Raw genomic sequence first — 26,861 nt, forward strand, 5'->3', positions numbered from 1 at the left:
GGTGTTCGGTGTTTACCTACTGCTGAGCCTTTCCCATCTGTTGTACGGAGGTGTGCGCCATGGCCGACGCCGCGCTGCGGCTGACCACTCTCGCCGAGGAGCTTCTGGGAGCCCCGCTCCCGGTCCGCATCCGGGCCTGGGACGGCAGCGAGTCCGGGCCGCCGGGGACGCCCGTCCTGGTGATCCGTCACCGGCGCGCCCTGCGGCGGCTGTTGTGGAAGCCGGGGGAGCTCGGCCTCGCCCGCGCCTGGGTCGCCGGTGAGATCGACGTGGACGGCGATCTGTACGCGGCGCTCGACCTGCTGGCCGGGCTCATCTGGGAGCGCGACGACCCGGCGGAGCTCAAGAAGGCGCGCCTGCCGCTGTTCGACCCGAAGTTGCGGGCAGCCGCCCGCGGACTCCTCGACATCGGCGGGCTGCTGCCCCCGCCACCCCCACCGGCTGAGGAGATCAGACGCCGCCGGGGCCCGGTCCACACCAAGCGCCGTGACCAGCAGGCCATCAGCCACCACTACGACGTCGGCAACGACTTCTACGAGCTGGTGCTCGGCCCGTCGATGGTCTACTCCTGCGCCTACTGGGCCGAGGACTCCACACTGGAGACCGCCCAGCGCGACAAGCTCGACCTGGTCTGCCGGAAGCTGGAGCTCCAGGAGGGGATGCGGCTGCTCGATGTCGGCTGCGGATGGGGCTCGATGGCCATCCACGCCGCCCGCGAGTACGGGGCCCGGGTCACCGGTGTCACCCTCTCCCGCGAGCAGGCCGCGTACGCGCGCAAGCGCATCGCCGAGGAGGGGCTGACGGACCGGATCGAGATCCGCGTCCAGGACTACCGGGACGTCAAGGACGGTCCTTACGACGCGATTTCGTCGATCGGGATGGCCGAGCACGTCGGCTCGGTCCGCTACCGGGAGTACGCGGACGATCTGTTCGCCCTGCTCAAGCCCGGCGGCCGGCTGCTCAACCACCAGATCGGCCGCCGCCCCGAGCGGGACGAATCGGCGTACGAGATCGACGCGTTCATCGACGCCTACGTCTTCCCGGACGGCGAGCTGTCGCCGGTCGGCCGGACCGTGGAGCTGCTTGAGGAAGCCGGTTTCGAGGCCCGCGACGTCGAGATGCTCCGTGAGCACTACGCGCTGACGCTCCGGGAGTGGGTGGCCAATCTGGAGGCGCGCTGGGCGGAGGCGGTCCGGCTGACGAGTCCGGGCCGGGCCCGGATCTGGCGGCTCTACATGGCCGCGTCCGCGCTCGCCTTCGAGAAGAACCGGATCGGCGTCAACCAGGTGCTGGCCGTGAAGACCCCGGAGAGCGGGGCCTCCGGGATGCCGCGCCGGGCCCGCGACTGGCGCTGAGGGCCGCGTACCCGCCCGGCCGGCGCCGGGCACACGCAAGGGAGGCCCGGGACACTGTCGATGTCCCGGGCCTCCCCGTCTGCGTATGACCCGCGCCGGGCGGGCTACTCCGCCCGCTCCGGCTGGTCCGGCTACTCCGTCTTGATCGCCGTCAGCATGTTCAGCCGCGCCGCGCTGCGGGCCGGCCAGAGCGAGGCCAGCACTCCGACGAACGCCGCGAGCACCAGGAAGATACCGATCCGACCCCACGGCATGACCAGCACGTAGTGCGGGATGTCCGACTTGATGGTCTGGCCGACCGCCCAGGCCAGGAAGGTTCCCAGCGCGATCCCGACCACCGCGCCGAAGAGCGAGATCACCACGGCCTCCAGCCGGATCATCCGCTTCACCTTGGCCCGGTCCAGGCCGATCGCCCGCAGCATCCCGATCTCCTGCTGCCGCTCGAAGACCGACATCGCCAGGGTGTTGACGACGCCGAGCACCGCGATGATCAGGGCCATCGCCAGCAGCCCGTACATGATGTTCAGGGTGGTGTTGATCATGCCGCCCATGGCGTTGCGGATGTCCTGCCGGCCCAGGACGGAGATGGCCGGGTTGCCGCCCATCGCGTCCACCAGGGCCTGCTCACCGGAGCCGCTGCCGCCGTCCGTCTTCACGTAGATCTGCGTGATGTCCTGCGTCTTCTCGTGCGGGGCGAGCACCGACGTGGGGGCCAGGACGGAGGAGACGAACTGGTTCTCCTTGAACACCGCGCCGACCGTCAGCGAGCCCTTCTTGTCGTCCAGGTACTTCGCGGACACCTTGCTGCCGGGCTTCCAGCCGTTCTTCTCCGCCGTCTTCTGCTCGACGGCGATCTGCCCCCTGGCGAGTGAGTCCAGTGAGCCCGAGACCACCGGGAGGTTGAGCACCTGCTGGATGTCGCCGGGCTTCACACTGGAGACCGACTCGTCACTGCCGTCGATGACGATCTGGGTGCCGCCCTGCGGGGAGACCGCGGTGACGCCCTTCGCCTTCTCCAGCGCGGTGACCGTGGAGGGCGTGAGCGACATGCCGTTGGCCATCTCGACCATGTAGTCACCCTTGAAGTTGTCCGTGGTCATCCGGTCCACGGACTGGCCCACCGTGACACCGATCACCGAGAGTCCGGTGACCAGCGTCAGACCGATCGCCAGCGCGGAAGCGGTGGCCCCGGTGCGGCGCGGGTTACGGACCGCGTTCTGGCCCGCGAGCTTGCCCGACACCCCGAACACCCCGGTCAGCAGCGGCCGTACGAGCGCGATGACGGGACGGGAGAGCAGCGGGATCAGCACGATCACGCCGATCAGGGCGAGGAAGGCACCGGCCCCGATCATCATCCGGCCGCTGGAGCCGGCCGACGCACCGGCGACGATCACCGCGGCACCGGCCAGCGTGATGACGGCGCCGATCGAGTTCCGTACCACCAGGGACTTGGTCGTGGCGGGCAGATGTGCACTGCCCATCGCCGCGACCGGCGGGATCTTCGCCGCCCTGCGGGCGGGCAGCCAGGCGGCGAGCATCGTGATCAGTACGCCGACGAGCAGCGCGATCAGTGCGGTGCTGGGCGACACGATCAGCGGGCCGCCGGGCACCTTCGCCCCGAACGAGCCCATCGCGGAGCGCAGCCCCACGGCCAGGCCGATGCCGAGTCCGAAGCCGACCACGGAGGCGACCGTGCCGACCACCAGCGCCTCGGCGAGCACCGAGCGGGTGACCTGTTTACGGGATGCGCCGACGGCGCGCAGCAGGGCCAGCTCCTTGGTGCGCTGGGCGACCAGCATGGTGAAGGTGTTGGAGATCAGGAAGATCCCGACGAAGAGCGCGACCGCTGCGAAGCCGAGGAGCATCTGGCTCAGCCCCGACATCTCCCGCTCGATCTGCTTGGCCTGCTTGTCGGCGACCTGCTTGCCGGTCTGGGCGTCGGCGTTCTTCGGGAGGAGCGGCTTGACCTCGGAGAGGAGCTTCGCCTGGGAAGTGCCGGGAGTGGCCGCGATGTTGACGTCCTCGTACCAGCCGGGCTTCAGATAGAGCTTCTGCGTGACCGCGGTGTCGAAGAGGACCAGGCTGCCGCCGGCGCCGACCGCGCCGTCGTCGGTGGTGAAGATCCCGGCGAGGGTGTACTCGCGCACCGGCCCGTTCGTCGCGACCCGCACGGTGTCACCGACGTGGTAGCCGCCCTTGTCCGCGGTGTCCCGGTCCAGCGCGATCTGGCCGTCCCGTACCGGGCCCGAGCCGTCGGTGAACGCGTACTGGCCGTCCTTGCCCCCGGCGCCGGGGGAGAAGTTCCCGCCCTTGTTGGACCAGCCGTCGCCGATCAGCTTGCCCCGGTGGTCGGCGACACCGGCGAACCCGGAGACGCGGCCGGTGGCCGAGGCGACACCGTCCAGGCCCCGGATCCGGTCCAGGGTCTTCGTGCTGACTCCGGGGGCCTCCTTGGGGTTGTCCGAGTCGGAGTACGAGGTGACCGCGACAGCCACGTCGGAGTAGTTCTTGGCCGACTCGTTGCGGAAGGCGTGGCTGAGGGTGTCGGTGAAGACCAGGGTGCCGGAGACGAAGGCCACGCCGAGCAGCACGGCGAGGACGGTCATCAGCAGCCTGGCCTTGTGCGAGAGCACATTGCGCAGGGCGGTACGGAACATGGCGGGTGTCAGTCCTGAGGTGAGGAGCAGGCGGGGCGGGCGGAGTCGCCCGTACGGAGTGGGGCCGGCCGGGATGCGGACCCCGGCCGGGGCGGGGTCAGCTGGTACGGCCCCGGGCGTCGAACTCCTTCATCCGGTCCAGCACCGCGTCGGCGCTGGGCGACAGCATCTCGTCGACGATCCGGCCGTCGGCGAGGAAGATCACCCGGTCCGCGTAGGCGGCGGCCATCGCGTCATGGGTCACCATGACGACGGTCTGGCCCAGCTCCCGTACGGAGTTGCGCAGGAAGCCGAGCACCTCGGCGCCCGAGCGGGAGTCCAGGTTCCCGGTCGGCTCGTCGCCGAAGATGATCTCGGGCTGCGAGGCCAGCGCACGGGCCACGGCGACGCGCTGCTGCTGGCCGCCGGAGAGCTGGGTGGGCCGGTGGCTGAGCCGGTCCTTGAGCCCCACCATCTCGATGACATTCGCCAGCCACGCCTTGTCGGGCTTGCGGCCCGCGATGTCCATCGGCAGCGTGATGTTCTCGGCCGCCGTCAGGGTGGGCAGCAGGTTGAAGGCCTGGAAGATGAAGCCGATCTTGTCCCGGCGCAACTGCGTGAGCTGCTTGTCCTTGAGGGTGCTCAGCTCGGTCTCACCGATGCGTACGGATCCCGATGTGAAGGTGTCGAGCCCCGCGACACAGTGCATCAGCGTCGACTTCCCGGAACCGGACGGGCCCATGATCGCGGTGAACTCGCCCTGCCGGAAGTCCACGGACACGCCGTCCAGGGCGACCACCTGGGTCTCCCCCTGGCCGTACACCTTGGAGAGGTCGGATGCGCGGGCGGCCACCGCGGTGGCGCGGCGGGCGGTGGTGGTCGAGGTCACGTGGGGCTCCTGTTCGGAACGGGATGCGGGGACCTCTTCATCCTTGCGGCCGCCCGGCGGCGAAACGTCCCTCCGCGTGCCCGTTCCCGTGGCCCTCTTGAGAGTGACCGGGAGGGCGCCGCCTCCTCCTCCGGTATGACACCGCCCCTGAGGCCGTCCCCCGCGGGTACCCCGGCCCGGCGGCCGGGCCGGGGCGGCGGGGCCGGTACGGCGACTTTCCGTCAATCCCGTACGCCCCGGTACGGGGCCGCCACCACATGTGGCATGTGCCGATGGCGCATCCACTGGCTGACGCACCTTCAGGCATCAATAAAATAAGACAACATCGGGTTAAGGGTCCGCTGTCCGGGCGGCGCGTCCGGATAGTCTCTGAAACGCGAATGCGGTGCCGCGCGTCTTGCCCGGATGGTGGAATGCAGACACGGCGAGCTTAAACCTCGCTGCCCCTCGGGGGCGTACCGGTTCAAGTCCGGTTCCGGGCACCTCGCCGGGCACCGGGCTCGGCCGGTGTCACGATCGCGGAAAGATCCTTCCCAGGCACTACGCCCTTTTCTTTGCTGTCCCATTACTCTGTTCACGAGGCCACGCACGGTGGCCACTGAGGAGTGAGATGAGGAGCAGCAACCCGGTCTTCTCGCGACGGGGCTTCAGCCGCGACAACGGCTACGCGGGGTTCAACTCGGCGCTGCTGGCCGGGGACCCCTCCGTAGCGGGCAACCCGTACGCGCAGAGCCCGTCCGGCCAGAACGCGTACGCCAACCCGTACGCCGCCAATCCGTACGCGACCGACCCCAACGGCCCCCAGGCGCCCGCGCGCGCCGGCGCGATGACGATGGACGACGTCGTCTCGCGTACGGCCCTCACGCTCGGCACGGTCGCCGTCGGCGCCACGCTGGCCTGGATGCTGCTGCCGGTCTCATCGACCAGCTACGGACTGGCCATCGGCTCCGCGCTGGTGGCCTTCGTCCTGGCGATGGTGCAGTCCTTCAAGCGGACGCCGACGCCCGCGCTGATCCTCGGCTACGCGTTCTTCGAGGGCATCTTCCTCGGCGTGCTCAGTGAGATGTACAACAGCCAGTGGTCGGGCGCGCCCTTCCAGGCGGTGCTGGGCACGATGGCGGTGTCGGCCGCGAGCCTGCTGGCGTACAAGCAGCGCTGGATCCGGGTCACCGCCCGGTACGCCCGCATCGGCATGACCATCGCCATGGCGTTCCTGATGGTGATGGTGGTCAATCTGCTGCTGGTCGCCTTCGGTGTCGCCGGTGACGGCGGGCTGCGCGACTTCGGTCCGCTCGGTGCGCTCGTCGGGGTGCTGGCGATCCTGATCGGCTGCTTCTTCCTGACGCTGGACTTCAAGCAGATCGAGGACGGCATCACCTATGGCGCCCCGCGCCAGGAGTCGTGGCTGGCGGCGTTCGGCCTGACCATGTCGCTCGTCTGGATCTATCTGGAGATGCTGCGGCTGGTCGCGATCTTCACCGGCAACGACTAGAGCGGTGTCAGTGAGCACCTGAGTGAGCATCTGAAGGGGCCCGTCCGGAACACTTCCGGACGGGCCCCTTCGGGTGTACTGGTGTGGTTGGAGTCGCTTGATACCGCTGTGCGGTGCCTTGGTGCCCGGAGGGTGCCTAGAGCAGCCGCCGCGCGGCTCGTCTCAGGTCGTACTCGTGGATGATCGCCTTGGCGTGGCCGTAGGCCAGGTGGTGTTCGGTCCTGAGCCAGCTGACCTTCTCGTCGAAGCGGACGAGGGTGGGGCCCTCGTCGACGGCGCGGAGCCAGTCGGACACTTCACGGCCGGTGCACTCGGGGATGCGGGAGAGCAGGTTGCGATGGGTCTCTTCGGAGAAGACTTGGGACATCGGCGCCTCCGGAGGCATTGCGCTGAGTCGGTATTGCTGTGCCTTCACTGCACCGTGCCTCAGCATCGGCCCGTTGGCAACAGTCCGGGGCGGGCGCGTAGGGTCGCGGCGTGCTCGATACGACGCCCCTCACCGCCGCCGCCGACCGCTTCGCCGACCGGCTGCGCTCCGCTCCGCAGAGCCGGCTCCAGCGCGGCGCCGCAGCCGTCGGGCTGGCGCTGGCCAGGGAACTGTCGTCGCGCGCCCAGCGCCTGGAGTCCCCGGACGCCGCCGTGCGGATCATGCCGGACGCCGGGCTGTTCGCCGTCGCCGACCAAGTCGCCGTCGCGGCACACGACTTGGCGGAGGAGCTGCGAACGGCCCCGTCCGTCGAGCTGGACGAGGCCGTGAAGTCGGTGGAGGCGGCCGAGGCCGGTTCGGGGCTGTGAGGGGCGCGAGGGGCCTTGCGGTGCTGGGCGTTACGGCCTTGGGCGGCTGCGGCGCTACGGAGACGGGCGCTGCGGCGAGGCCCTGACGCGTCCGGTGTGACGCGGTCCGGTGTGACGCGTCCGGTGTGACGCGGTCCGGTCCTACAGCGACGCTATGACGCGGTCCGCGAGGATGTAGACGTTCTCCTCGCCGCAGGTGAAGGTCAGCGCGTACGCGCCGGAGATGCCGGAACCGCCCAGCAGGACCGGGTTGTCGCCCGCGCGCAGGGCCTCGGAGAGCCGCTCGGCGGTCTCGCGGTGGCCCGGCGTCATGCAGAGCGTGGTGCCGTCGGTGAAGACGTACACATCGAGCGTCCCGAGCGGGCCCGGACGGACGTCGGAGAGCGCGGTGCGGGTCTCGGCGAGCTCTTCGAGGCGGGTCACCATGCGCTCGTGCTCGGTCACCACGGGGGTCTGCACCGGGACGAAGTCGGGGTGCGAAGGGTGCCGGCGGCGGGCCGCGGCCAGTTCGGCGCTGTCGGCCGCGTACTCGTCGGGGCCCGGCTCGTCGTCCGCGTCGACGCCCGACTCGACGGCCGGTTCCAGCTCCGGGCCGAAGCCGGTCTCGAAGGCCGGGTCGACGCCGGTGAAGTCCGTCTGGCGCGGCAGGAAGAACGCGGCGTCCTCGCCGAGTCCGGCCAGGCCGCCCAGCAGGGACGGGGCGTCCGCCGCGTCGCGGGACTCCTGCGCGGCCCAGAAGGCGCGCGCCTCGGCCAGCTCGCGTTCACGTTCCTCGGCCAGCGCTTCCGCGACGGCCGCCCGTATCTCGGCCGCCGGGGTCTCACGCGCGGCCGGTACGGTCGCGCCCCGGGTGCTGCCGCCGGTGGCGCCGGCGAGGTCGTCACGCAGGGCGGCGATCTGGCGGCGGAGGCCGTGTGCGGCATGAAGGGACGCAGCGCCGACGGCCGTGGCGGTGGCCGTCGTCAGCAGCAGGGCAATCGACAAAGTGCTCACTGACTTACTCCCGGATTCAATCGGTCCCCGACTTCCTACATCAGCTTGTCGTGAGAGTGTGTCCGCTGTCAGTGCATTACGTCATGAATTGGACAGGTCTTTGGGCCCTGTTTTTCCCACTGATGCCGCTGTGACCTGCAGGAATGGAAGACCCTCGGGAGATAGGTCACATCCTGGGGGAGATTCGGTCACGACTGGGTGGCGAGAGGCTTGGACGGAGGGGAGTTGTGACAGTGGCGGCATCAACCGTGCCTCTCGGTAGCGGAGTTGCGAACGCCCCGACCCCTCCTGCGGGAGGGATCGGGGCGATTTGGCCGACGCAGCGTTATTCGGCGGACGCGCTGCGTGCGTGTCTGTGATTCCGCTGTGCAAGCGCTGTGTGTTGCTGTGTTTCGCTGTGGATCCGCTGTGGATTCACGGGCTGACGGATTCCGTGACGCATTCCGTGACGGATTCCGGCGGGGGCTGCGGAATCAGCTCAGGCGCTCGATGACCATCGCCATGCCCTGGCCGCCGCCCACGCACATCGTCTCCAGGCCGAACTGCTTGTCGTGGAACTGCAGGCTGTTGATCAGCGTGCCGGTGATGCGCGCGCCCGTCATGCCGAAGGGGTGGCCGACGGCGATGGCGCCACCGTTCACGTTCACCTTGTCCAGGTCGAGGCCCAGGTCCCGGTAGGACGGGATGACCTGCGCGGCGAACGCCTCGTTCAGCTCGGCCAGGTCGATGTCGCCGATCGTCAGGCCCGCCCGCTTCAGCGCCTGCTTGGACGCCTCGACCGGTCCGTACCCCATGATCTCGGGGGAGAGGCCGGTGACACCGGTCGAGACGATCCGGGCCAACGGGGTGAGGCCCAGCTCGCGCGCCTTGGTGTCACTCATGATCACCAGGGCCGCCGCGCCGTCGTTGAGCGGGCAGCAGTTGCCCGCGGTGATGCGGCCGTCGGGGCGGAAGACCGGCTTCAGGCCCTGTACGCCTTCGAGGGTCACGCCGGCGCGCGGGCCGTCGTCCGCGGAGACGACCGTGCCGTCGGGGAGCGTCACCGGGGTGATCTCGCGGGCCCAGAAGCCGTTCTTGATCGCTTCCTCGGCGAGGTTCTGCGACCGCACGCCGAACTCGTCCATGTCCTGCCGGGTGATGCCCTTGAGCCCCGCCAGGTTCTCGGCGGTCTGGCCCATCGCGATGTACGCGTCCGGCACGAGGCCGTCCTCGCGGGGGTCGTGCCAGGAGGCGCCCTCGCTCTTGGCCACGGCCTCGGTGCGCGCCTCGGCCTCGGCGAAGAGCGGGTTGTGGGTGTCGGGAAGGCTGTCGGAGTTGCCCTTCACGAACCGCGACACCATCTCGACACCGGCCGAGATGAAGACATCGCCCTCGCCCGCCTTGATGGCGTGCAGCGCCATCCGTGAGGTCTGGAGGGACGACGAGCAGTAGCGGGTGACCGTACAGCCGGGGAGGTGGTCCATCCCCATGGCCACGCTGACGATGCGGCCCAGGTTGTTGCCCTGCTCGCCGCCGGGCAGCCCGCAGCCCAGCATCAGGTCGTCGATGTCCCGGGGGTCCAGCTCGGGGACCTTGGCGAGGGCGGCCTGGATGATGGTGGCGGTGAGGTCGTCGGCGCGCAGGTCCTTCAGCGAACCCTTGAAGGCGCGGCCGATGGGGGAGCGGGCGGTTGAGACGATCACGGCTTCGGGCATCACGGCTCCATGAGGCTGAGAAAGCGGGCTGGCTGGGCGGTAGTGCTTGGTCCGGCGGCAGTTCTGGTCGGTCTGCGGGGCTGACTGGGAAGTTACCCGGACGTACCGCCGAGGTCACCGGAGAGGGTGTGTGATGCGGGACTCTTTTCTAAGCGACCGCTCAGGATGGTGGCGCGGGGGGCTGCGCAACCCCCGGCTCCCGGCCCGGCCCCGGGTCGGGAGCGACCGGCGGCCTGGGCCCGTGGCGGGGCTCCCCGGGTGGCGCGGCGTGGGCCGTTCCGGGCGGCTGGGTTTCGGACGACCGGGTTCCGGATGACCCAGTTCCGGGCGGCTGCTTTTCGGGCGGCCGGGTGTCGGACGACGGGGTGTGGGAGGGCTGGGTTTCGGACGACCGGGTGTCGGACGACTGCGTTTCGGACGACTGCGTTTCGGAGGACTCCGGCAGGCGCCGCCGCCTGCGGTGCTTCAGCAGGGCCCAGGGCGCGCGGGCGCCCGTGACCTCGGTGCCCGCCTCGGACGCGGCGGCCGACGCGGCCTTGGCCACCGGCAGCATGTCCTCGTCGCGGGTGGCGTCCAGGTGATCGGTCTCCGGCCACAGGCCCAGTACCGCGCAGAGCGTGGGCAGCACCGCCATCGCGGCCGTCGCATACCCCTCGGCCGATGGGTGGTAGTTGTCCGGGCCGAACAGCTCCCGGGGGTTCGCCGCGAACTCCGGGCCCAGCATCTCGCCGAGCGACACCGTCCGCCCGCCCTGTTCGACCACCCCGATCGTCTGGGCCGCCGCCAATTGCCGGGAGACCCGCCGGGCCAGCCACCGCAGCGGCTGGTAGACGGGCTCGACCGTGCCCAGGTCGGGGCAGGTCCCGACGACGACCTCGGCCCCCGCCGTCCGCAGCCTGCGGACCGAGGTCGCAAGATGGCGTACGGACTGCGTGGCCGGCATCCGGTGGGTCACGTCGTTCGCGCCGATCATGATCACGCAGACCTCGGGCAGTCGCGCGGGATCGGCGAGCACCAGCCCCACCTGCCGGTCCAGATCGTCCGACATCGCACCCGGCAGCGCGACGTTCCGCAGATCCACCGGCCGCTCGGCCACCGCGGCGAGACCGGAGGCCAGCAGCGCGGCCGGGGTCTGGCCCGCCCGCCGTACGCCCTGGCCCGCCGCCGTCGAGTCGCCGAGCATCGCCAGCCGTAACGGCTCCAGGTGCCCCGTGCGGCCCGCGAACGCCAGCCCGTACCGCCCGTCCGCGCTCGGCGCCTGAGGGGCCCGCCCACCGCCCACGGAGCGTTTCGCCAGCTGGACCTCCGCCAGCACCACCCCCACCGCGGCCGCTCCTACCAGCCCGATGCTTCCGCCTCCGTACGCCGCGCCCGCGGCGATCCGTCGCGCCACCCTCGCCCTCGACACTGCCACCTCCTCATAGCCGTACACGTGCCAGGCGGTGTCCGGCCGGCCAAGCCGCACATCACCTAACTGCCCGTACACCGGTGCTGCCCAATCTTGTCCAATACGCTGACCGCCATGGTGCAATTCCACGACTCGATGATCAGCCTCGTCGGCAACACCCCGTTGGTGAGGCTCAACAATGTGACCGAAGGGATCAGGGCGACCGTCCTGGCCAAGGTCGAATACTTCAACCCCGGCGGTTCTGTGAAGGACCGTATCGCCGTGCGCATGATCGAGGCGGCGGAGCAGAGCGGTGAGCTGCTGCCCGGCGGCACGATCGTGGAGCCGACCAGTGGGAACACTGGTGTCGGGCTGGCGATCGTGGCTCAGCAGAAGGGCTACAAGTGCATCTTCGTCTGCCCGGACAAGGTGTCAACGGACAAGATCAACGTGCTGCGGGCGTACGGGGCCGATGTCGTCGTCTGCCCCACCGCGGTCGACCCCGACCACCCCGACTCGTACTACAACGTCTCCGACCGCCTGGTCAGGGAAACCCCGGGTGCGTGGAAGCCCGACCAGTACAGCAACCCCAACAACCCGCGCTCGCACTACGAGACCACGGGCCCCGAGCTGTGGGAGCAGACGGAGGGGCGGATCACCCACTTCGTCGCGGGCGTCGGCACGGGCGGCACGATCAGCGGGACCGGCCGGTACCTCAAGGACGTGTCCGACGGCCGGGTCGAGGTCATCGGCGCCGACCCGGAGGGCTCCGTGTACTCGGGCGGCTCGGGGCGGCCCTATCTCGTCGAGGGCGTCGGTGAGGACTTCTGGCCTTCCGCGTACGACAGGACGGTGACCGACGGCATCGTCGCCGTGTCCGACAAGGACTCCTTCCAGATGACGCGCAGGCTCGCCAAGGAGGAGGGCCTGCTGGTCGGCGGCTCCTGCGGGATGGCGGTCGTGGCGGCGCTGCGGGTGGCCGAGGACCTCGGACCCGACGACATCGTCGTCGTGCTGCTGCCGGACAGCGGACGCGGCTACCTCTCGAAGATCTTCAACGACGAGTGGATGAACGACTACGGGTTCCTGGAGCAGCCCGGCACCGAGCCGCGCGTCTCCGATGTGCTGCTCGGCAAGGAGGACGGCATCCCTCACCTGGTGCATATGCACCCGGAGGAGACCGTCGGCGAAGCGATCGACGTGCTGCGCGAGTACGGCGTGTCCCAGATGCCCATCGTGAAGCCGGGGGCCGGGCACCCGGACGTGATGGCCGCCGAGGTCATCGGCTCGGTGGTGGAGCGCGAGCTGCTCGACGCGCTGTTCACCCAGCGGGCCTCGCTGGGCGACGCGCTGGAGAAGCACATGTCCTCGCCGCTTCCGCTGGTCGGCTCGGGCGAGCCGGTCGCCGACCTGATGGCCGTCCTGGGCAAGGCGGACGCGGCGATCGTGCTGGTGGAGGGGAAGCCGACGGGTGTGGTCAGCCGCCAGGACCTGCTGAGCTATCTGGCACGCAACGCCGAGGCCCGCTGAGGATCGCGGAGGGCCGCTGATCCGGTGGTCGCGGGCGGGATTCGCCCAAGTGGTACACGGGTGACACGCCCGCGCAGCACCGTCTTAACACTGCTGCGGCAGATTGGTGGGTGCCGGCAGGGAGACCCGCCGGCACCACGATCGGCGTCACGGACCTCCGGAGCGGCTCCCGGCCTCCAGGACGCCATGGACGCGGCACCCCGGCCCTGACCCGGACCCGCGTCCCTCGCGGGGACCGCTGTCGTCCCGGCCCCCGGTCCGCCGGGGGTGCGGCGGCCCCCGCGATCACCCTGCTACGGCGGCCGGCTGCCGTACCAGGCCGTGAGGGGCACGGCGCACGGCGACCGGACCCGCGGTCAGCCCGGCCTGCGGCAGTCCTCGCACGACCGGGCCAGCGTCAGCCCGGCCAGTGTCTGTCAGTCCGACCCGCGTCGGTCCGAACCGCGTCAGTCCTCCCAGTCGGATTCGGACGAGGACTTCGAGCGGTGACGCAGACCCTGGAACAGGCCGCCGTCGCGCGCGGCGTGGACCATGTTGACCCCCGCGATCCCCGCCCAGGTGACGATGAGGCCCGCCAGGCCCGCGTTCACCACGCCGATCGCGGACAGCGGGACGGCCAGGATCATCGTGACGATCCCGAACCCGAACCGCTCGCCGAACCCGCTCTCGGGCTGCTGCGGCCGGCTGCCGCCCCGGGCGACGACCATCTGCTGTTCGGCCATCTGCCGGCGCATCCGCCGGTCCACCGTGCTGTCGAGCCGCTGCTCGACCTTCTCCAGGAACGATTCGACCAGGGCCGAGTCGTAATCCTCGCCCAGGTCCCTGCGGGCGTGCAGGGCGGCGTCGAGTTCCTTCTTCAACTCCGGGTCGCTGGCTTCCATGGTGTCCACGGTACGAACCCGGAGCGCGGGGAGCAGTGGGGCTAACCCCCCAATTCAGTGGGGGTACTCCCACCCACCGCGCCGTCCTGCCCCGCCCTACGGGGACGGCACCTGCTCCGGTACGGGCTCGGCGGCCGGCGCCAGGATGGTGGCCGCCGGGATGTGCGAGGTGTTCCGCCGCGCCAGGATCCAGTACAGCGCCGCCGGGACCACCAGCCCCACGATCCAGGAGATGTCGGCGCCGCCGAGGTGGCTGACCACCGGTCCGGTGTAGAAGGACGTGGCCAGGAAGGGGAACTGGGCCACCAGACCGATCCCGTAGACCACCAGGGCGTCCCAGCGCCAGGCGCCGTAGCGGCCCTTCGGGTCGGAGAGGGCCGGGATGTCGTAGCGCTCGCGGGAGACCAGGTAGTAGTCGACCAGGTTGATCGCGGACCACGGCGTGAAGAAGGCCAGCAGGAAGAGCAGGAAGTCCTTGAAGGAGTCGAGGAAGCTGTCCTTGCCGGCCAGGGCCACCACCGTGCCGGCGACCATGATGATCAGGATGTAGAGCGTGCGGCCGCGCGTGGTGAGGGTCTTCTGGCCGCGGAAGCCGCTGATGCTCGTCACCATCGACATGAAGCCGCCGTAGGTGTTGAGCACGTTGATCGTGAGCTTGCCCAGCGCGATGACGAAGTACAGGACCGAGGCCATCAGACCGGTGCCGCCGAGGCCGACCACGTAACCGACCTGGCTGTTCAGGAAGGCGTCGCCCGCTGTGGCCGCCACCAGGACGCCGAAGGTCATCGACCACTGCGAGCCGAGCGTCGTGCCGCCGAGCGTCCACCAGAAGGTGGCGCGGCCGCTCGTCGTACGGGGCAGATAGCGCGAGTAGTCCGCCACGTACGGGCCGAACGCCAGCTGCCAGGAGGCCGAGAGCGAGACCGCGAGCAGGAACAGCGGGAACGAGAAGCTGTGGTCGTGCAGGACCGTGCCCAGGTCGATGCGGTCGAGCAGCCGGATACCCAGGTAGATGAAGGCGATGGCACAGATGACGCTCGCCACCCGGCCGAGCGTGTGGATGACCCGGTAGCCGATGACGGCCATCGCCGCGGTGATCACGGCGAAGATGACGATGCCAGGGGTGTCGCCGAGGTGGGTCAGCTTGCCCACCGCCTGGCCCGCCAGGACGGTGCCGCTGGCGAAGAACCCGACGTACATCAGGATCACCAGGGCCAGCGGGACCACCGCGCCCTTGACCCCGAACTGCGCACGGGACGAGATCATCTGGGGCAGTCCGAGCCGTGGGCCCTGCGCCGAGTGGAGGGCCATCACGGTCCCGCCGAGCAGATTGCCGAGCAGCAGCCCGACGATCGACCAGAGCGCGCCGCCGCCGAAGACCACGGCGAGCGCGCCGGTCACGACCGCGGTGATATGCAGGTTCGCGCCCACCCAGAGGGTGAACTGCGAGAAGGCGCTGCCGTGGCGCTCCTCGTCGGGGACGACATCGATCGACCGCTGTTCCACCAGGCCTGCCACTGGACGGCCTCCCTCTCACCACTGCGCTGTCATCACGGCGCTGCCATCGCTGGCCGGGTGTGTACCGACCGACGTTGTATCGATCTATGCAGACTGTGCCGTGATGAATGGAAGGTCAATAGGTCCAGGCGAATTAGTGCAGGTTGGTTAGCTGATTCTTCAGGCGGCGGGACTGTCCATTGGGCGTAGTTCGTCCGCATATGAGACAGAAATCCGGCGCATCAGACCGTCGTCGCTGATGTCGTACTGGCCGAGCCGCCAGAGCGGTGGCGAGTACGCGTGGATCGAGACCGCGTCGTCCGTCGCCCCGGTCAGGCGGTGGATGTGGTCCGGACCGAAGCAGAAGGAGGCGTCCGCGCCGACGGCTGTCGCGAGGTGCTTGCCGCCGATGCGCGGATTCGACTCGGTCAGCACGCCCTGGACCACCCGGACCGCGCCGGACGAGATGTCGTGGTCGTGCCAGCCGGTGTCGTTCTGCCGGGTCCAGCAGAGCAGCCAGATGTCGACGTACTCGTCGCGGTGCAGCGAGGCGTAGTGCCGGTCGGTGTCCGAGAAGGCGACCTCGGAGCGCCAGAGCTCCGGGCGGGTGGCCAAGTCGTCGACAAGTGCCCGGAGTTCACGCTTGTCGAGATTGCGGTCGGGCAGCGCGGCGTCGTACGTCACGGGGTTGCTCCTTCCAGGAGGTGGGCGGGGTTGGCGGCGCGGAGCGCGTGGACGGCCGCTTCGGCGCCGAGGTCGGGGATCACTGGGCGGGCGTACGGACGGTCGCTGCCGGTCACGACCACGTCGATGCCGACCGCTCGGACCAGGGCGTCCACCGCCCGGGTGCCGTACGAGGAGGTCTCGTAGAAGGCGTTGGAATCGACCTGGCCCCGGCCGCCGCCCCGGGCCGCGAGCCGCTCGCCGTGCAGCGGGGCGAGGCCCGCGAGGGCGGCGAAGCAGACCCGGAGCCGGGGGTGGCGCGGCCGGCCGAACGCACGGAAGGCGAACCAGGAGGCGTGCAGCTGCTGGACGTACGGCACCAGCGCGGGCCACCACGGCGGGGTGCCGGGGCCGCTGGGTGCGGCCGCGCCCGGATGGACGAAGAGCGGTTTGCCGGCGCGGGCGAGCGTGTCGAGCAGTGGCGCGCAGTGCGCCCAGCCGGCCTCGTCGAGCAGTGCGGTGGCGGGCAGTTGGAGCCCCGCGCACCCTCGGTCCAGAGTGCGGCCCAGCGCTTCGGGGTCCGGTGCGACGAGTCCCGCCGACGCCCAGACGCCGAACGGTGCGGGGAGGGCCAGCGCGCCGTCGTGGAAGGCGGCCAGCAGCGGGTCCGCTTCGGCGGGCGGCAGATATTCGATACCGAGCGGGCTGGAGAGCGAGACGAGCGCCAGCCCGAGCCCGTCGGCATGGGCGAGCGCGGTGCGGGCCGCGATGTCGTGATCGGCAGGATCGACCGCGTACGGCGGCTCTCCTTGCAGGTGGAGCGTCCAGCCGTCGAGGTGCGGGGCGGTGGTGCGGGCGCGCAGCAGCTCGGTGAAGGCCGGTGGCCAGAGGTGCTGGTGGACGTCTACAAGCAAGATTCACCTTTGCGTTAAGCGGTTAACTGATGCGGTTAAGTGAAGCGGTTAACCGAGTGGTGTGTCAAGGCTGGCTGTCAAGGCTGGGTGTATGCCTGGGTGTATGGCTGGGTGTGCTGGGCCGGCGCCGGTCGGGCCGGGCGGGGCCGGGAAGACCCGGTCGCGGGTCTGCGCAATGGCGCGGCGGGCTGTCGGGGGTGGCCGGTAGGCTTCCCGTCATGGCCAGGCCGAGCAAGCGCACCACCCTCCGCGAGGTGGCAGAGGCCACCGGCCTCTCCACTGCCGCCGTCTCGTACGCCCTGCGTGGCAAGCAGGTCTCCAAGGAGACCGAGGAGCGGGTCCGCAAGGCCGCGGCCGAGCTGGGGTACGAGGCGGATCCCATCGCCCGCGCCCTCGCCAGCGGCCGTACGAGCATGGTCGGCGTCCTCGCGGGCGACCTCCAGGACCTCTGGCAGCAGCAGCTGATGGCGGCGATAGGGCGCGAACTCCTGGCGGGTGACCGCTATGCGCTGATCCTCGACGCGGGCGGCGATCCCGCACGGGAGCTGGTCCTCGCCAAGCAACTCCGCGACCAGCGGGTGGACGGTCTGCTCGTCTCGCCGGTCGACCCATCGGCCGAGGGCTGGTCGAAGATCGCCGAGGCGGTGCCGGTGGTCTCCATCGGTGACTCGCTCCAGCAGGCCAGGACCGCCGGGGAGGTGCTCTTCGACAACCGCGCCGGGATCGACGCGGTGCTGGCGTATCTGGGCGGGCTCGGGCACCGGCGCGTGACGGTGCTGACCCCGACGGGGCCCAGCACCCCCGACCGCCCCGCCGACGTCTATGTGCGCGAGGCGGCGGACCGGCTCGGCCTCGACGTCGAAGTGGTGCCGTGTGCCCAGGAGTTGGGCGAGGCGACCGGGGTCGCGCGCGGGGTGGTGGGCGGCCGCTCCACCGCGGTCTTCTGCTTCTCGGACTCGATCGCGTACGGCGTGTACGCGGCGGCCGCCGAAGCGGGCCTGGCGATCGGCCGGGACCTGTCGGTGGTCGGCTTCGACGACCACCCGGTCTCCCGGGTCCTGACGCCCGCGCTGACGACCCTGGACTGGGGCCTCGCGGAGATCGCGGCGGAGGCGGCGCGGCTGGCTGTGGCAGCGATCGAGGGGCGGCGGGTGCGGCGCAAGCGGATTCTGTGTGCGCCGCGGCTGGTGGAGCGCGGGTCCGCCGCGGGGGCGCTGCCCCCGGGCCCGGCTTGAGTGTGGCCTCGAACTCCCCCGGCTACCGCTGGGAGGCGCCCTCAGGGCGGGCTTGAAAACCAAGCCCGTCCTGAGGGTCCCTCCGTATGAAGTCCGGGGGAGTTCGAGGACCGGGGGGCCGGGGGCGGCCCCCCCCAGCAACAGCCTGCTACGCCATCAGCCTGTGCTGCTTCAGCCACGCGTCCGCGACCCGGTCCGGGTCCTTCTTGTCCTTGTCCACCAGGCTGTTCAGCTTCGTCAGCTCCTCCGTCGTCAGCGCGTTGCCCAGCAGGGCCAGCGCCTTGCGGACCTTGCCGTCCGCCTTGCGGGCGGCGATCAGCGGGACGATGTGCTGCGCGGGCACCAGGTGCTTCGGGTCCTCCAGGACGACCCAGTGGTTCGCCGCGACATCCACATCCGTGGTGAAGACGTTGGCGACATCCACATCGCCCTTCTTCAGCGCGCCCTTGACCAGCGGGCCCGACGAGTCCAGTGCCTTGAACTCCTTGAACTCCACGCCGTACTGGTCCTTCAGGCCGACGACCCCCACGACCCGCTTCTGCATCTCGGCCGCCGCGCCGAACACCAGCTTGCCGTTGGCCTTCTTCAGGTCGGCGAGGGTCTTGAGTCCGTACTTGTCGGCCGTCTCACGGGTCACCGCGAAGCTGTCGCGGTCCTCGGCCGCCGCGTACGGCAGGACCTCCAGGCTCGCGGGCAGCACGGCGGCCAGCGCGTTCTGCATGGCGCCCGCCTCCGTCTCGGTGGCCTTCTTGTTCAGATAGAGCAGCAGACTGCCCTGGTATTCGGGGAGCAGATCGATGTCGCCCCCCTTCAGCGCGGGGACGATGATCTCGCGGGAGCCCAGGTTCGGCTTGACCGTGGACTTGATGCCCGCGGCCTTGAGCGCCCCCGCGTAGAGGTAGCCGAGTATCTGGTTCTCGGTGAAGTTGGCGGTGCCGATGACCAGCCCGCCCGAGCTGCTTCCGGCGTCGCCGCCGGAGCCACCTCCGTTGAGGGACGTGATGCCGGACGAGCAGGCGGCGAGCATCGGCGCCGATGCGCCGGCCAGCAGGGCGGTGAGTGCGGTACGTCGGTTCATCTCGGGTCTCCAGAAGTCAGCGGGCGGTGTCGGGTCGGCCGCGCAGCAGCAGCCGCTGCACCCCGCCCAGGGCCAGGTCGGCGATGACGGCCAGGACGGCGACCAGCACCGCACCGCCGAGCACCTGTACCAGGTCGCGCTGGGCGAGCCCGTCGAACACGTACCGGCCCAGGCCGCCGAAGCTGACATAGGCGGCGATGGTGGCGGTGGCCACGACCTGCACGGTCGCCAGCCGGATGCCGGTCATGATCAGGGGCAGCGCGAGCGGGAGTTCGACCTGCCAGAGGACCTGGTGGCCGCGGAGCCCCACCCCTTTCGCCGCGTCCTTGACCTCCGGGTCGACGGCGGCCATGCCCGCGTACGTGTTGGTGATGATCACCGGCACGGCGAGGGCGACCAGTGAGACGTACACCGGCCAGATGGAGAGCCCGCCCGCGAGGAAGACCAGGGTCACCAGGCCGACGGTGGGCAGCGCGCGGCCGAACGACGCCAGGTTGACCGCGATGAACGCGCCGCGCCCGGTGTGGCCGATCAGCATTCCGATGGGGAGCGCGATGACGGCCGCGATGACGGTGGCGAGCAGCGAGTACTGAAGGTGCTCGACCAGCCGGTGCGCGATGCCTTCCTGGCCGGACCACTGGGCGGGGCTGGTCAGCCAGGACGCGAGGTTCTTGAGGAGTTCCAGCATGGGTCAGGCGCCCCTCTTCATGGAATGGCGCTGCCTGGTCCAGGGCGTGCACAGCCACTGGACGGTGACGAGCAGCGCGTCCGCCACCAGCGCGAGCAGCAGGGTCAGGATCACTCCGGCGACGACCGGGGTGGGGTAGTTGCGCTGGAAGCCGTCGGTGAAGAGCTGGCCGAGGCCGCCGTACCCGATGTAGCTGGCGACGCTCACCAGCGAGATCGACATCACCGTGGAGACCCGGATACCGGCCATGATCACCGGGAGCGCCAGCGGCAGTTCCACGGTGAGCAGGGTGCGCAGCGGCCGGGTGCCCATGGCGGTGGACGCCTCGCGCACCTTGGCGGGCACCGCGTCCAGGCCCTCGACGGTGTTCCGTACGAGCACCACCAGGGTGTACGCGGTCAGGCCGGTGATCGCCGTCGTCCGGGTGAGCCCGGTGATGGGCAGCAGCAGGACGAAGAAGGCCAGCGACGGGATCGTGTAGAGGATGTTGGAGATGCCGAGTACGAAGCCGCGCAGCGCCCGTACCCGGTGGGCGACGACCGCCAGCGGGAGCGCGATCAGCAGGCCGATGAGGACGGCGGGCACCGCGGTGGAGAGATGGTCCGCGGTCAGGTGCGCCATCTCAGCGGTGTGGTCGGGGAACCAGCCCCAGTCGACGGTCATGCGGCGGAACCGGTCTTCGTGGCGTCGGTGGGACCGGTCTCCGTGGCGTCGGTGGTGCCGGTCGCCGCGGGGGTGCCGGCGGCTCCCGCGCTCGTGTGGGCCTCGCCCGCACGGTCGTGTATCGCGTCGCGCGAGGTGACGCCGGTCAGTGCGCCGTCGGCGTCCACCCGGGCCACCAGACCGGCCGGGGACGAGACGGACTCGTTGAGCGCCGACAGCAGCGAGTCGGTGTCGCGCAGCGCCCGGACGGGCAGCAGCGGGGCGTCGCCCGCCGTCCCGGCCGCCGGTGCGGCGTCCGTGTCGAGCCAGCCGAGCGGCCTGTTGTCGGCGGATGCCACCAGCTGCCAGCGGCCCGAGCCCTTCCCCTGGGATATTCGCTCATCCATCCGCTCATCGGCGCGGACGACCGGGGCAGGGGTCTGGGGTATCCCCGCGAGGGTGGAGAGGGACAGCAGCTTCAGCCCGCGCTCGGCGCCCAGGAAGTCCGCCACGAAGTCGTCGGCGGGCCTGGCGAGCAGTTCGGCGGGCTCGGCGCACTGGACGAGATGGCCGCCGGTACGGAAGACCGCGATGCGGTCGCCGAGCCGGACGGCCTCGTCTATGTCGTGGGTGACGAAGACGATGGTCTTGTTCAGGTCCTTCTGGAGCCGCAGCAGCTCGTCCTGGAGCTGGGTGCGGACCACCGGGTCCACCGCGCCGAACGGCTCGTCCATCAGCAGCACCGGCGGGTCGGCCGCGAGCGCGCGGGCCACCCCGACGCGCTGCTGCTGGCCGCCGGAGAGCTGGTGCGGATAGCGCTTGCCGGTGTCGGCGTTCAGCCCGACCGTCTCCAGGAGCTCCGCAGCGCGGGCACGGGCCTTCTTGCGGCCCCAGCCGAGGAGCAGCGGGACGGTGGCCACGTTGTCCAGGATCGTCCGGTGCGGGAAGAGCCCGGACTGCTGGATGACGTACCCGATGCCGCGCCGTAGCTCGGCGGCGTCCGCTTCGAGGATGTCCTTGCCCGCGAGGCGGATCGTCCCCGACGACGGGTCGACCATGCGGTTGATCATGCGGAGAGTGGTGGTCTTGCCGCACCCGGACGATCCGACGAGGACCGTGATCTGCCCCTCCGGCATGTCCAGGTTGAGGTCGTGGACCGCGGTGGTGCCGTTCGGGAAGCGTTTGTGCACGGAGTCGAATTTGATCATCGGTCATCCCTTGCCCGGCTGCATATGGTCATGCAGAGTTCTCGGTGTCTGAATAATTTGTCAATGGGCTGCGCTGAAACTCTGGTGGTGCCGGTCCATGAGGCAAGACCGAATGTCGGGAAAAGGAGGCGTTCGCGCATGATGTCGTACCGCACGGTGGACACCGGGACCGGCAGCCCCCGGACCACCGGCAGCTCCCGGACCGGCAGCGCCCCGACCGGCATCGTGGTCCTCGACGGTGAGTCCCTTCCGGTCGCCGACGTGGTCCGGCTCGCCCGTGGCACGGCCAGGCCCGTACCCGGTACCGAGGCGATGAAGCGTGCCGAACAGTCGTGGGACGCGGCGCGTGAGCTCGCCGCGTCGGGTCGGGTGTACGGCCGTTCCACCGGTGTCGGCGCCAACCGTAACGAGTCGGTGCCGTCCGGCGCAGCCGCCGACCACGGGCTGCGGCTGCTGCGCTCGCACGCCGGGGCCATCGGGGATCCGCTGCCGGGCCACGAGGTCAGGGCCATGCTCGCAGTACGCGCCAACCAGCTGCTCGCCGGAGGGGCCGGACTGCGGCCCACCGTCGTCACCGCGCTCTGCGAAGCCCTGGAGTCCGGCGCCCACCCCGTCGTCAACGAGTTCGGCTCGGTCGGGACCGGTGACATCGCGGCCCTCGCCCAGATGGGCCTCGCGCTGGCCGGCGAGCACCCCTGGCAGGGCGGCCCGCCGCCCGCCGCGCTGCGCCTCGACAACAACGACGCACTCGCCCTGATCAGCAGCAACGCCCTCACGCTCGGACAGGCCGCGCTCGCACTCGACGAGCTGCGCGCACTGGTCGACGCGACCCAGGTGGTGGCCGCGCTGTCGCTGCTCGCCGTGGACGGCTCCTTCGAGGCGTACGCGGAGCCGGTGCACGCGGCCCGCCCGCACCCCGGCTCGTACGCCGTCGCCGCCCGCAGCCGCCGACTGCTCGGCGCACCCGAGCGGCCCACCCCGCCGCTGGGCCGCATCCAGGACCCGTACGGCTTCCGCTGTGTCCCGCAGATCCACGGACCCGCCCAGGACGCGGCCGACCTGCTGGAACGCACCATCGCCGTCGAGATCAACGCGGCGGCCGAGAACCCGCTGATCCACGCGGAGGACATGGCGGCCTACCACCACGGCGGCTTCTACATGGCCCAGCTGGCCCTGGCGCTCGACCACTTCAGGCTGGCCCTCACCCAGACCGCCCGGCTCTCCACCTCCCGGCTCTCCGAGCTGAACGAACCCGGGTTCACCCGGCTCAGGCCCTTCCTCGCCGACGGCGAGGCGGCGTCGTCGGGCGTGATGATCCTGGAGTACGCGGCCGGAGCGGCACTCGGCGAGCTGAGCGCCCTGTCCGCGCCGGCCTCGCTCGGGCACGCGGTCCTCTCCCGCGGTGTCGAGGAACAGGCCAGCTTCGCCTCGATCGCGGCCCGGCAGGCGCTGCGGGCCGGACGCGCGTACCGCTATGTCGTGGGCTGTGAACTGGTCTCCGCCGTACGGGCGTTGCGCCAGCGCGAGCTGCGGATCGACCCGGACCTGCCGGTCGGCCGTGCCTTCGCCCTGGCGGACGAGGTGCTCGACCCGGACCACGCGGACCGGCCGCTCACCGACGACGTCGAGACGGCGGCCGCGCTGCTCGACCGGTTCCATGACCTCTGAGGGACCGGGCGGTTCAATGACCTCCGAGGGTCCGGGACCTGAGGGGCCGCCGAGGGACATCCGAGGGGCTTCCGAGGGTCCTCCGACGCGGGCGGTGCCCCGGAGCGGGCGTCCGGGAGGCGGGCGGTTCAATGAACTCTGATCTGGATGTGGAACTTGAGGGGGATGACGGCATGAGCGACAGCCCGGCCGCACGGCTGCAACAGCTCTTCGAAGGGCATCGGCTGACACCGACCCAGCGGCGTATCGCGCACTGCATGGTGCGGCAGGCTGCCGAGGCGCCTTTCCTCTCCTCCGTCGAACTGGCCGAACTGGCCGGGGTCAGCCAGCCGTCCGTCACCCGGTTCGCGGTGGCGCTCGGCTTCGACGGCTACCCGGCGCTGCGCCGGCACCTGCGGGAGGTCGCCCCGGCCGGACGTGAGGCGGACGACGACAGCCTCAACGAGTATCAGCAGGCCGTCCACTCCGAGATGGAGAATCTGCGCCGGCTCGCCGAGGTACTGGCCGATCCCTCACTGGTGGAGCGCGCCGGCCGGCTGCTCGCGCAGTCCCCGACGCTGCCGGTACTGGGGCTGCGCGCCGCCTCCTCGCAGGCCAGGGGGTTCGCGTACTTCGCTGCCAAGGTCCACCGGGATGTCCGGCTGCTCGACGAGGGCGGCACGATGCTGGCCGACCGTATCGACGCCTCGGTACGGGCGGGGGCCACGGTGCTGCTCTGCTTCGCGCTGCCGCGCCACCCGCGTGAGGTGGTCGAGGCGCTCGCGTACGCCCAGTCGGCCGGGCTGACCGTGGTGACGGTCGCCGACTCGGCCTTCGCGCCGGTCGCCCGGCACAGCGACATCCTGATCCCCGCGGCCGTCGGCACCGGCCTGGCCTTCGACACGGTGTGCGGGCCGATGCTGCTGGGGCGGGTGCTGCTTGAGGCGATGTGCGACGACCTGCCGGAGGCGCAGTCGCGCCTGGAGGAGTTCGACACACGGGCGGCGGCGCGGGGGCTGTTCGTGGAGTAGCTGTTCGGCGTGGGGTGGCTGCTCGTGGGGTAGCTGTTTGTGGCGTGGCCTCGGGCTTCTCACGGCGTACTCAGAAACCGTCGCTAATCTCCGCTCGGTCCGGAGCAGGCGTGCGGAGGGAGTACGGACGTGGGGCGCGGCAGAGCGCAGACGCAGACACAGGTGCGGAAGCAGACGCAGACGCAGGGGCAGGGGCAGGACCGGCGGCCGGAGCGGCCCGGGAAGGGTCGGCCGCGGACCGTGGCGAGGGTCGCGGTGCTGGTACGGGCCGGGGCCGCGCCGCTGTGGTGGCTGGGGCTGGTGGCCGCGGCCGCCGGGGCGCTGCTGCCCGGACTGACGGGGCGCAGGATCGGGCTCCTGGCCGGGGCCGCGCTCGCGCTGGTCACCTGCGCGCTGGTGGCCCTGGTCCGCAGGCGCCGGTTCGCCCATCTGTCGAAGTCGCCCTCGCGCGCGGGCCGTTCGGACTTCCTCCAGGACCGGGCCGTGACCGTACGGAACTGGCGGCGCGCTCACCGCTGGTGGCTGCTCGCGGCCTTCGCCGCGGCGCTCGGCTCGTCGTTCGCGCTTCCCGCCGCGGGCGGGCTGACCCTCGCCGGGGCGGGCGCCGGGCTCTGGCTCAAGGCGGTACGGCTCGGCCGTCGCGAACACGCGGACGACCTGCTGTTCTGGGTCCGTACCGACTGGATCGCGCGGGGCCCCGCGGGGAAGCCGGTCAAGGGCTACAGCTCGACGGGTGTCCTCGCGGGCGACGCCGCACCTGGCGGGGCGCGGCGTCGCTGACAGGGCCGCCGGGGTGTGGCAACGGCCGGGTCACACCTCCAGTTCGGCCTCGATCTTCTTCAGCTGGTGACGGGCCATCGCGAGGTTCGCCCGGGACTTGTCCAGCGCCAGATAGAGGAACAGGCCGTTGTTCCCGCGTCCCTTGAGCAGCCGGATCAGGTGGTACTGCTCGCCCAGGGTGATCAGGATGTCCTCGATCTCGTCCGTGAGGCCGAGGTGCTCCATGGTCCGCACCTTGGCACGGACCACATCCGTGTTCCCGGCTGCGGCCACGGCCAGATCGAGGTCCTTGCCGCCGCCGAGCGTGCCGAGGGCCATTCCGCTGGTGTAGTCGACGAGGGCCACGCCGATGGTGCCCTCGATCGAGCTCATCGCGTCCTTGAGTGCGGTTTCGGTGTTCGCCATGAGAGGCGCACTTCCCTTCTTCTGGTGGGTGGCAGAACGAGTGGTGTCCGAGTGGCTGGATTCCGATGCCGGAGTACGAGTACGAGCACGGGTGCGGGCGGCCCGGGAGCGGGGTGTGTCGGTCATGGGCTCTCCGGTCATGGGCTCTCCGGGCGTTGGCTGCCCGGGCGTGGGCTTTCCGGCCGGTCGAGGGCGCCGTCGACCAGTTCCCCGATCCGGGTGCTCGATCGGCGGGCCTCCAGATGCAGCCGGCCCACGTTGATGCGCGGCTGGGCGAGCAGGGTGAGCACCGCGGACGGCCCCGCCGCGTACGTCGCCACATAGCCGTGCTCGCCGCGGACCAGCAGCTCACGGAAGGCGCCCTGGCCCGTCGTCTCGGTCAGCCGCTGCGCGACACCGAGGGCCGCCGCGGTGAGCGCGGCGACGGACTCGCCCTCGGCCGACGTGGTGTCCTGCGCCAGCACCAGGCCGTCGGCGCTGGCCGCGAGCGCCCCGCTGATCAGGGGCACCCGGGCTCTCAACCGCCTCAGTTCTTCCAGCACTTCGGCCTCCGCGGACATCAGTTGTCTCCTCTCGGCGCGCTGCCGCAGAGCGCGGATCACAGCGTGGCCTCCAATGCGTCTCGCAGCCGGCGGAGCAGGGCGACATCCGGGTCCGGCGACACACCGGCGACCGCGCCGGCGTACCGGGCGGGAACCGCGGGCGCCTGCGGTACGGGTGCGCGCGGGGTCTCGACGGCGCCGGCGGCTGCCAGCCTGCGGACGTCGATGAGGGTGTGGAAGGCCGGGCGGCCCAGCGCCCTGGCGATGCCGGGCGGGGTGCGGACCCCGTCCACCAGGTCGAGCACGGCGCGCTGGCGCGGGGTGACCGGCGCGTCGGGGCGGCTCGGGACCCGTACCACCGGGGCGGTGTCGATGTCCGGGTACGGCCAGAGCCGGTCGAGCAGTTCCCGGCGGCGGGCGGCCTCCCGCTCCACCGCTTCGGCCGGCACCGGGTGCACCGTGCCGATCCAGTGGGCGACGCCGTAACGGAAGCGGGTGGGGCCGCTGCTGGGGGCGAGGGCGAAGTACGCCGCGTCGTGCAGGGCGCCGAGGTGGCAGATCTCCAGCTCGCCGTCGGCGACCTGGCCGCTCTCGACCAGGAACCGGCCGACCCGGCCGTGGGCCCCGGCGCGGTCCAGGGCCTGCCGCCACCCCTCGGGGTGCAGCCGTCCCGAGGTCGTCAGCAGGACGTCTATCCCGGGGGCGACCGGGCTCTCGGCGTGCACCACCTGGCCGTCGACCAGATAGAGCGTGCCGCGGTCACGCAGCAGGGCGCCGGTGGCACGTTCGCCCGCGAGGCGGACGAGCATGGGCGAGACGCCCGGGGGTCTGGCCGGAGGTCTGTCCGGCGGTCCGGTGCCGGGGCCTGTCGTGGTCGCG

General features: G+C 71.0%; 24 protein-coding genes, 1 tRNA gene and 1 pseudogene. 9 read left to right on the forward strand and 17 right to left on the reverse strand.

The features are described 5' to 3' along the window. The first annotated feature begins 59 nt into the window (after positions 1-59). Positions 60-1,355 carry a cyclopropane-fatty-acyl-phospholipid synthase family protein gene (locus OG385_RS20145; RefSeq protein WP_266856289.1) on the forward strand — a complete coding sequence of 432 codons (1,296 nt, stop codon included), beginning with the start codon at positions 60-62 and terminating at the stop codon, positions 1,353-1,355. A 131-nt stretch (positions 1,356-1,486) separates the two neighbouring features. Here OG385_RS20145 and OG385_RS20150 read toward each other — a convergent pair whose 3' ends face one another. Both OG385_RS20150 and OG385_RS20155 read right to left on the reverse strand, forming a co-directional pair. Continuing rightward, the gene (locus tag OG385_RS20150; protein WP_266856291.1) at positions 1,487-4,012 is read right to left on the reverse strand and encodes an ABC transporter permease; all 2,526 of its coding nucleotides are present in this window, start codon (positions 4,010-4,012) and stop codon (positions 1,487-1,489) included. 97 nt (positions 4,013-4,109) lie between these two features. After that, on the reverse strand, positions 4,110-4,880 hold the full coding sequence (locus OG385_RS20155) for an ABC transporter ATP-binding protein (RefSeq protein ID WP_266856293.1): 771 nt from the start codon (positions 4,878-4,880) through the stop codon (positions 4,110-4,112). A gap of 399 nt (positions 4,881-5,279) precedes the next feature. Here OG385_RS20155 and OG385_RS20160 point away from each other — a divergent pair. Both OG385_RS20160 and OG385_RS20165 read left to right on the forward strand, forming a co-directional pair. Continuing rightward, positions 5,280-5,362, forward strand: a tRNA-Leu gene (locus OG385_RS20160). 128 nt (positions 5,363-5,490) lie between these two features. Further along, on the forward strand, positions 5,491-6,372 hold the full coding sequence (locus OG385_RS20165; RefSeq protein WP_266856295.1) for a Bax inhibitor-1/YccA family protein: 882 nt from the start codon (positions 5,491-5,493) through the stop codon (positions 6,370-6,372). A gap of 136 nt (positions 6,373-6,508) precedes the next feature. Here OG385_RS20165 and OG385_RS20170 read toward each other — a convergent pair whose 3' ends face one another. Continuing rightward, complete coding sequence (locus OG385_RS20170; protein WP_266856297.1) at positions 6,509-6,739, reverse strand: DUF4287 domain-containing protein; 231 nt, start codon at positions 6,737-6,739, stop codon at positions 6,509-6,511. Between the two features lie 110 nt (positions 6,740-6,849). Here OG385_RS20170 and OG385_RS20175 point away from each other — a divergent pair, with 110 nt between their 5' ends. Next, positions 6,850-7,167, forward strand: coding sequence for a hypothetical protein (locus tag OG385_RS20175; RefSeq protein ID WP_266856299.1), 318 nt, complete (start codon positions 6,850-6,852; stop codon positions 7,165-7,167). 141 nt (positions 7,168-7,308) lie between these two features. Here OG385_RS20175 and OG385_RS20180 read toward each other — a convergent pair whose 3' ends face one another. The 3 genes and pseudogenes from OG385_RS20180 to OG385_RS20190 form a co-directional block, all read right to left on the reverse strand. Further along, complete coding sequence (locus tag OG385_RS20180; RefSeq protein ID WP_266856301.1) at positions 7,309-8,160, reverse strand: hypothetical protein; 852 nt, start codon at positions 8,158-8,160, stop codon at positions 7,309-7,311. A gap of 473 nt (positions 8,161-8,633) precedes the next feature. Then, positions 8,634-9,854, reverse strand: coding sequence for an acetyl-CoA C-acetyltransferase (locus OG385_RS20185; protein WP_266856303.1), 1,221 nt, complete (start codon positions 9,852-9,854; stop codon positions 8,634-8,636). 427 nt (positions 9,855-10,281) lie between these two features. After that, a pseudogene (locus tag OG385_RS20190) lies at positions 10,282-11,247 on the reverse strand (SGNH/GDSL hydrolase family protein); the annotation flags it as partial. 132 nt (positions 11,248-11,379) lie between these two features. Between OG385_RS20190 and OG385_RS20195 the strand changes: the two are divergent. Further along, positions 11,380-12,771 carry a cystathionine beta-synthase gene (locus tag OG385_RS20195; RefSeq protein WP_266861018.1) on the forward strand — a complete coding sequence of 464 codons (1,392 nt, stop codon included), beginning with the start codon at positions 11,380-11,382 and terminating at the stop codon, positions 12,769-12,771. Between the two features lie 446 nt (positions 12,772-13,217). Here the strand turns inward: OG385_RS20195 and OG385_RS20200 are convergent, their stop codons facing one another. The 4 genes from OG385_RS20200 to OG385_RS20215 form a co-directional block, all read right to left on the reverse strand. Continuing rightward, positions 13,218-13,652, reverse strand: a complete 435-nt coding sequence (locus OG385_RS20200; protein WP_266856305.1) for a hypothetical protein — start codon at positions 13,650-13,652, stop codon at positions 13,218-13,220. A gap of 96 nt (positions 13,653-13,748) precedes the next feature. Further along, the gene (locus tag OG385_RS20205) at positions 13,749-15,170 is read right to left on the reverse strand and encodes a cytosine permease (protein WP_266856307.1); all 1,422 of its coding nucleotides are present in this window, start codon (positions 15,168-15,170) and stop codon (positions 13,749-13,751) included. A gap of 159 nt (positions 15,171-15,329) precedes the next feature. Next, entirely contained in the window at positions 15,330-15,833 is a 504-nt protein-coding gene (locus tag OG385_RS20210) for a cysteine dioxygenase family protein (RefSeq protein ID WP_266856309.1), read from the reverse strand. Then, entirely contained in the window at positions 15,830-16,726 is an 897-nt protein-coding gene (locus OG385_RS20215) for an amidohydrolase (protein ID WP_266856311.1), read from the reverse strand. Before OG385_RS20215 ends, OG385_RS20210 begins: the two co-directional genes overlap by 4 nt. A 218-nt stretch (positions 16,727-16,944) precedes the next feature. Between OG385_RS20215 and OG385_RS20220 the strand changes: the two genes are divergently transcribed. Next, complete coding sequence (locus tag OG385_RS20220; RefSeq protein ID WP_266856314.1) at positions 16,945-17,961, forward strand: LacI family DNA-binding transcriptional regulator; 1,017 nt, start codon at positions 16,945-16,947, stop codon at positions 17,959-17,961. Between the two features lie 148 nt (positions 17,962-18,109). On the opposite strand, the gene OG385_RS20225 is transcribed toward OG385_RS20220, so the two are convergent. Genes OG385_RS20225 through OG385_RS20240 form a run of 4 tightly spaced genes read right to left on the reverse strand, consistent with a single transcriptional unit; the run spans position 18,110 to position 21,577 of the window. Next, positions 18,110-19,039 (reverse strand): ABC transporter substrate-binding protein, encoded by a 930-nt coding sequence (locus tag OG385_RS20225; protein ID WP_266856316.1) that lies wholly within the window; start codon positions 19,037-19,039, stop codon positions 18,110-18,112. A 16-nt stretch (positions 19,040-19,055) separates the two neighbouring features. Beyond that, positions 19,056-19,727 carry an ABC transporter permease gene (locus tag OG385_RS20230; protein ID WP_266856318.1) on the reverse strand — a complete coding sequence of 224 codons (672 nt, stop codon included), beginning with the start codon at positions 19,725-19,727 and terminating at the stop codon, positions 19,056-19,058. Positions 19,728-19,730: 3 nt separating this feature from the next. Next, on the reverse strand, positions 19,731-20,390 hold the full coding sequence (locus OG385_RS20235; RefSeq protein WP_266856320.1) for an ABC transporter permease: 660 nt from the start codon (positions 20,388-20,390) through the stop codon (positions 19,731-19,733). Then, positions 20,387-21,577 carry an ABC transporter ATP-binding protein gene (locus tag OG385_RS20240; protein ID WP_266856322.1) on the reverse strand — a complete coding sequence of 397 codons (1,191 nt, stop codon included), beginning with the start codon at positions 21,575-21,577 and terminating at the stop codon, positions 20,387-20,389. The genes OG385_RS20235 and OG385_RS20240 overlap by 4 nt, the downstream gene beginning before the upstream one ends. 141 nt (positions 21,578-21,718) lie before the next feature. Here OG385_RS20240 and OG385_RS20245 point away from each other — a divergent pair, with 141 nt between their 5' ends. The 3 genes from OG385_RS20245 to OG385_RS20255 all read left to right on the forward strand — a co-directional run bounded on the left by OG385_RS20245 (position 21,719) and on the right by OG385_RS20255 (position 25,035). Next, positions 21,719-23,245, forward strand: a complete 1,527-nt coding sequence (locus OG385_RS20245; RefSeq protein WP_266861020.1) for an aromatic amino acid ammonia-lyase — start codon at positions 21,719-21,721, stop codon at positions 23,243-23,245. Between the two features lie 173 nt (positions 23,246-23,418). Then, complete coding sequence (locus OG385_RS20250; RefSeq protein WP_266856324.1) at positions 23,419-24,255, forward strand: MurR/RpiR family transcriptional regulator; 837 nt, start codon at positions 23,419-23,421, stop codon at positions 24,253-24,255. A 240-nt stretch (positions 24,256-24,495) separates the two neighbouring features. Continuing rightward, positions 24,496-25,035, forward strand: coding sequence for a hypothetical protein (locus tag OG385_RS20255; RefSeq protein ID WP_266861022.1), 540 nt, complete (start codon positions 24,496-24,498; stop codon positions 25,033-25,035). 30 nt (positions 25,036-25,065) lie between these two features. Here the strand turns inward: OG385_RS20255 and OG385_RS20260 are convergent, their stop codons facing one another. The 3 genes from OG385_RS20260 to OG385_RS20270 form a co-directional block, all read right to left on the reverse strand. Then, on the reverse strand, positions 25,066-25,440 hold the full coding sequence (locus OG385_RS20260) for a hypothetical protein (protein WP_266856326.1): 375 nt from the start codon (positions 25,438-25,440) through the stop codon (positions 25,066-25,068). Between the two features lie 137 nt (positions 25,441-25,577). Beyond that, the gene (locus tag OG385_RS20265) at positions 25,578-26,000 is read right to left on the reverse strand and encodes a roadblock/LC7 domain-containing protein (RefSeq protein WP_266856328.1); all 423 of its coding nucleotides are present in this window, start codon (positions 25,998-26,000) and stop codon (positions 25,578-25,580) included. 38 nt (positions 26,001-26,038) lie between these two features. Beyond that, the gene (locus tag OG385_RS20270) at positions 26,039-26,791 is read right to left on the reverse strand and encodes a transcriptional regulator (RefSeq protein WP_266861024.1); all 753 of its coding nucleotides are present in this window, start codon (positions 26,789-26,791) and stop codon (positions 26,039-26,041) included. Positions 26,792-26,861 lie beyond the last annotated feature (70 nt).

Source organism: Streptomyces sp. NBC_01306, assembly GCF_026340465.1.
GTDB lineage: Bacteria > Actinomycetota > Actinomycetes > Streptomycetales > Streptomycetaceae > Streptomyces.

Bases quoted from the DNA above. Each gene is read 5' to 3' on its own strand.
- OG385_RS20230 (WP_266856318.1), bottom strand. From the start codon at position 19,727: ATGCTGGAACTCCTCAAGAACCTCGCGTCCTGGCTGACCAGCCCCGCC.
- OG385_RS20235 (WP_266856320.1), bottom strand. From the start codon at position 20,390: ATGACCGTCGACTGGGGCTGGTTCCCCGACCACACCGCTGAGATGGCG.
- OG385_RS20270 (WP_266861024.1), bottom strand. From the start codon at position 26,791: ATGCTCGTCCGCCTCGCGGGCGAACGTGCCACCGGCGCCCTGCTGCGT.
- OG385_RS20260 (WP_266856326.1), bottom strand. From the start codon at position 25,440: ATGGCGAACACCGAAACCGCACTCAAGGACGCGATGAGCTCGATCGAG.
- OG385_RS20265 (WP_266856328.1), bottom strand. From the start codon at position 26,000: ATGTCCGCGGAGGCCGAAGTGCTGGAAGAACTGAGGCGGTTGAGAGCC.
- OG385_RS20225 (WP_266856316.1), bottom strand. From the start codon at position 19,039: ATGAACCGACGTACCGCACTCACCGCCCTGCTGGCCGGCGCATCGGCG.
- OG385_RS20240 (WP_266856322.1), bottom strand. From the start codon at position 21,577: ATGATCAAATTCGACTCCGTGCACAAACGCTTCCCGAACGGCACCACC.
- OG385_RS20220 (WP_266856314.1), top strand. From the start codon at position 16,945: ATGGCCAGGCCGAGCAAGCGCACCACCCTCCGCGAGGTGGCAGAGGCC.
- OG385_RS20170 (WP_266856297.1), bottom strand. From the start codon at position 6,739: ATGTCCCAAGTCTTCTCCGAAGAGACCCATCGCAACCTGCTCTCCCGC.
- OG385_RS20245 (WP_266861020.1), top strand. From the start codon at position 21,719: ATGTCGTACCGCACGGTGGACACCGGGACCGGCAGCCCCCGGACCACC.
- OG385_RS20200 (WP_266856305.1), bottom strand. From the start codon at position 13,652: ATGGAAGCCAGCGACCCGGAGTTGAAGAAGGAACTCGACGCCGCCCTG.
- OG385_RS20250 (WP_266856324.1), top strand. From the start codon at position 23,419: ATGAGCGACAGCCCGGCCGCACGGCTGCAACAGCTCTTCGAAGGGCAT.
- OG385_RS20150 (WP_266856291.1), bottom strand. From the start codon at position 4,012: ATGTTCCGTACCGCCCTGCGCAATGTGCTCTCGCACAAGGCCAGGCTG.
- OG385_RS20165 (WP_266856295.1), top strand. From the start codon at position 5,491: ATGAGGAGCAGCAACCCGGTCTTCTCGCGACGGGGCTTCAGCCGCGAC.
- OG385_RS20185 (WP_266856303.1), bottom strand. From the start codon at position 9,854: ATGCCCGAAGCCGTGATCGTCTCAACCGCCCGCTCCCCCATCGGCCGC.
- OG385_RS20145 (WP_266856289.1), top strand. From the start codon at position 60: ATGGCCGACGCCGCGCTGCGGCTGACCACTCTCGCCGAGGAGCTTCTG.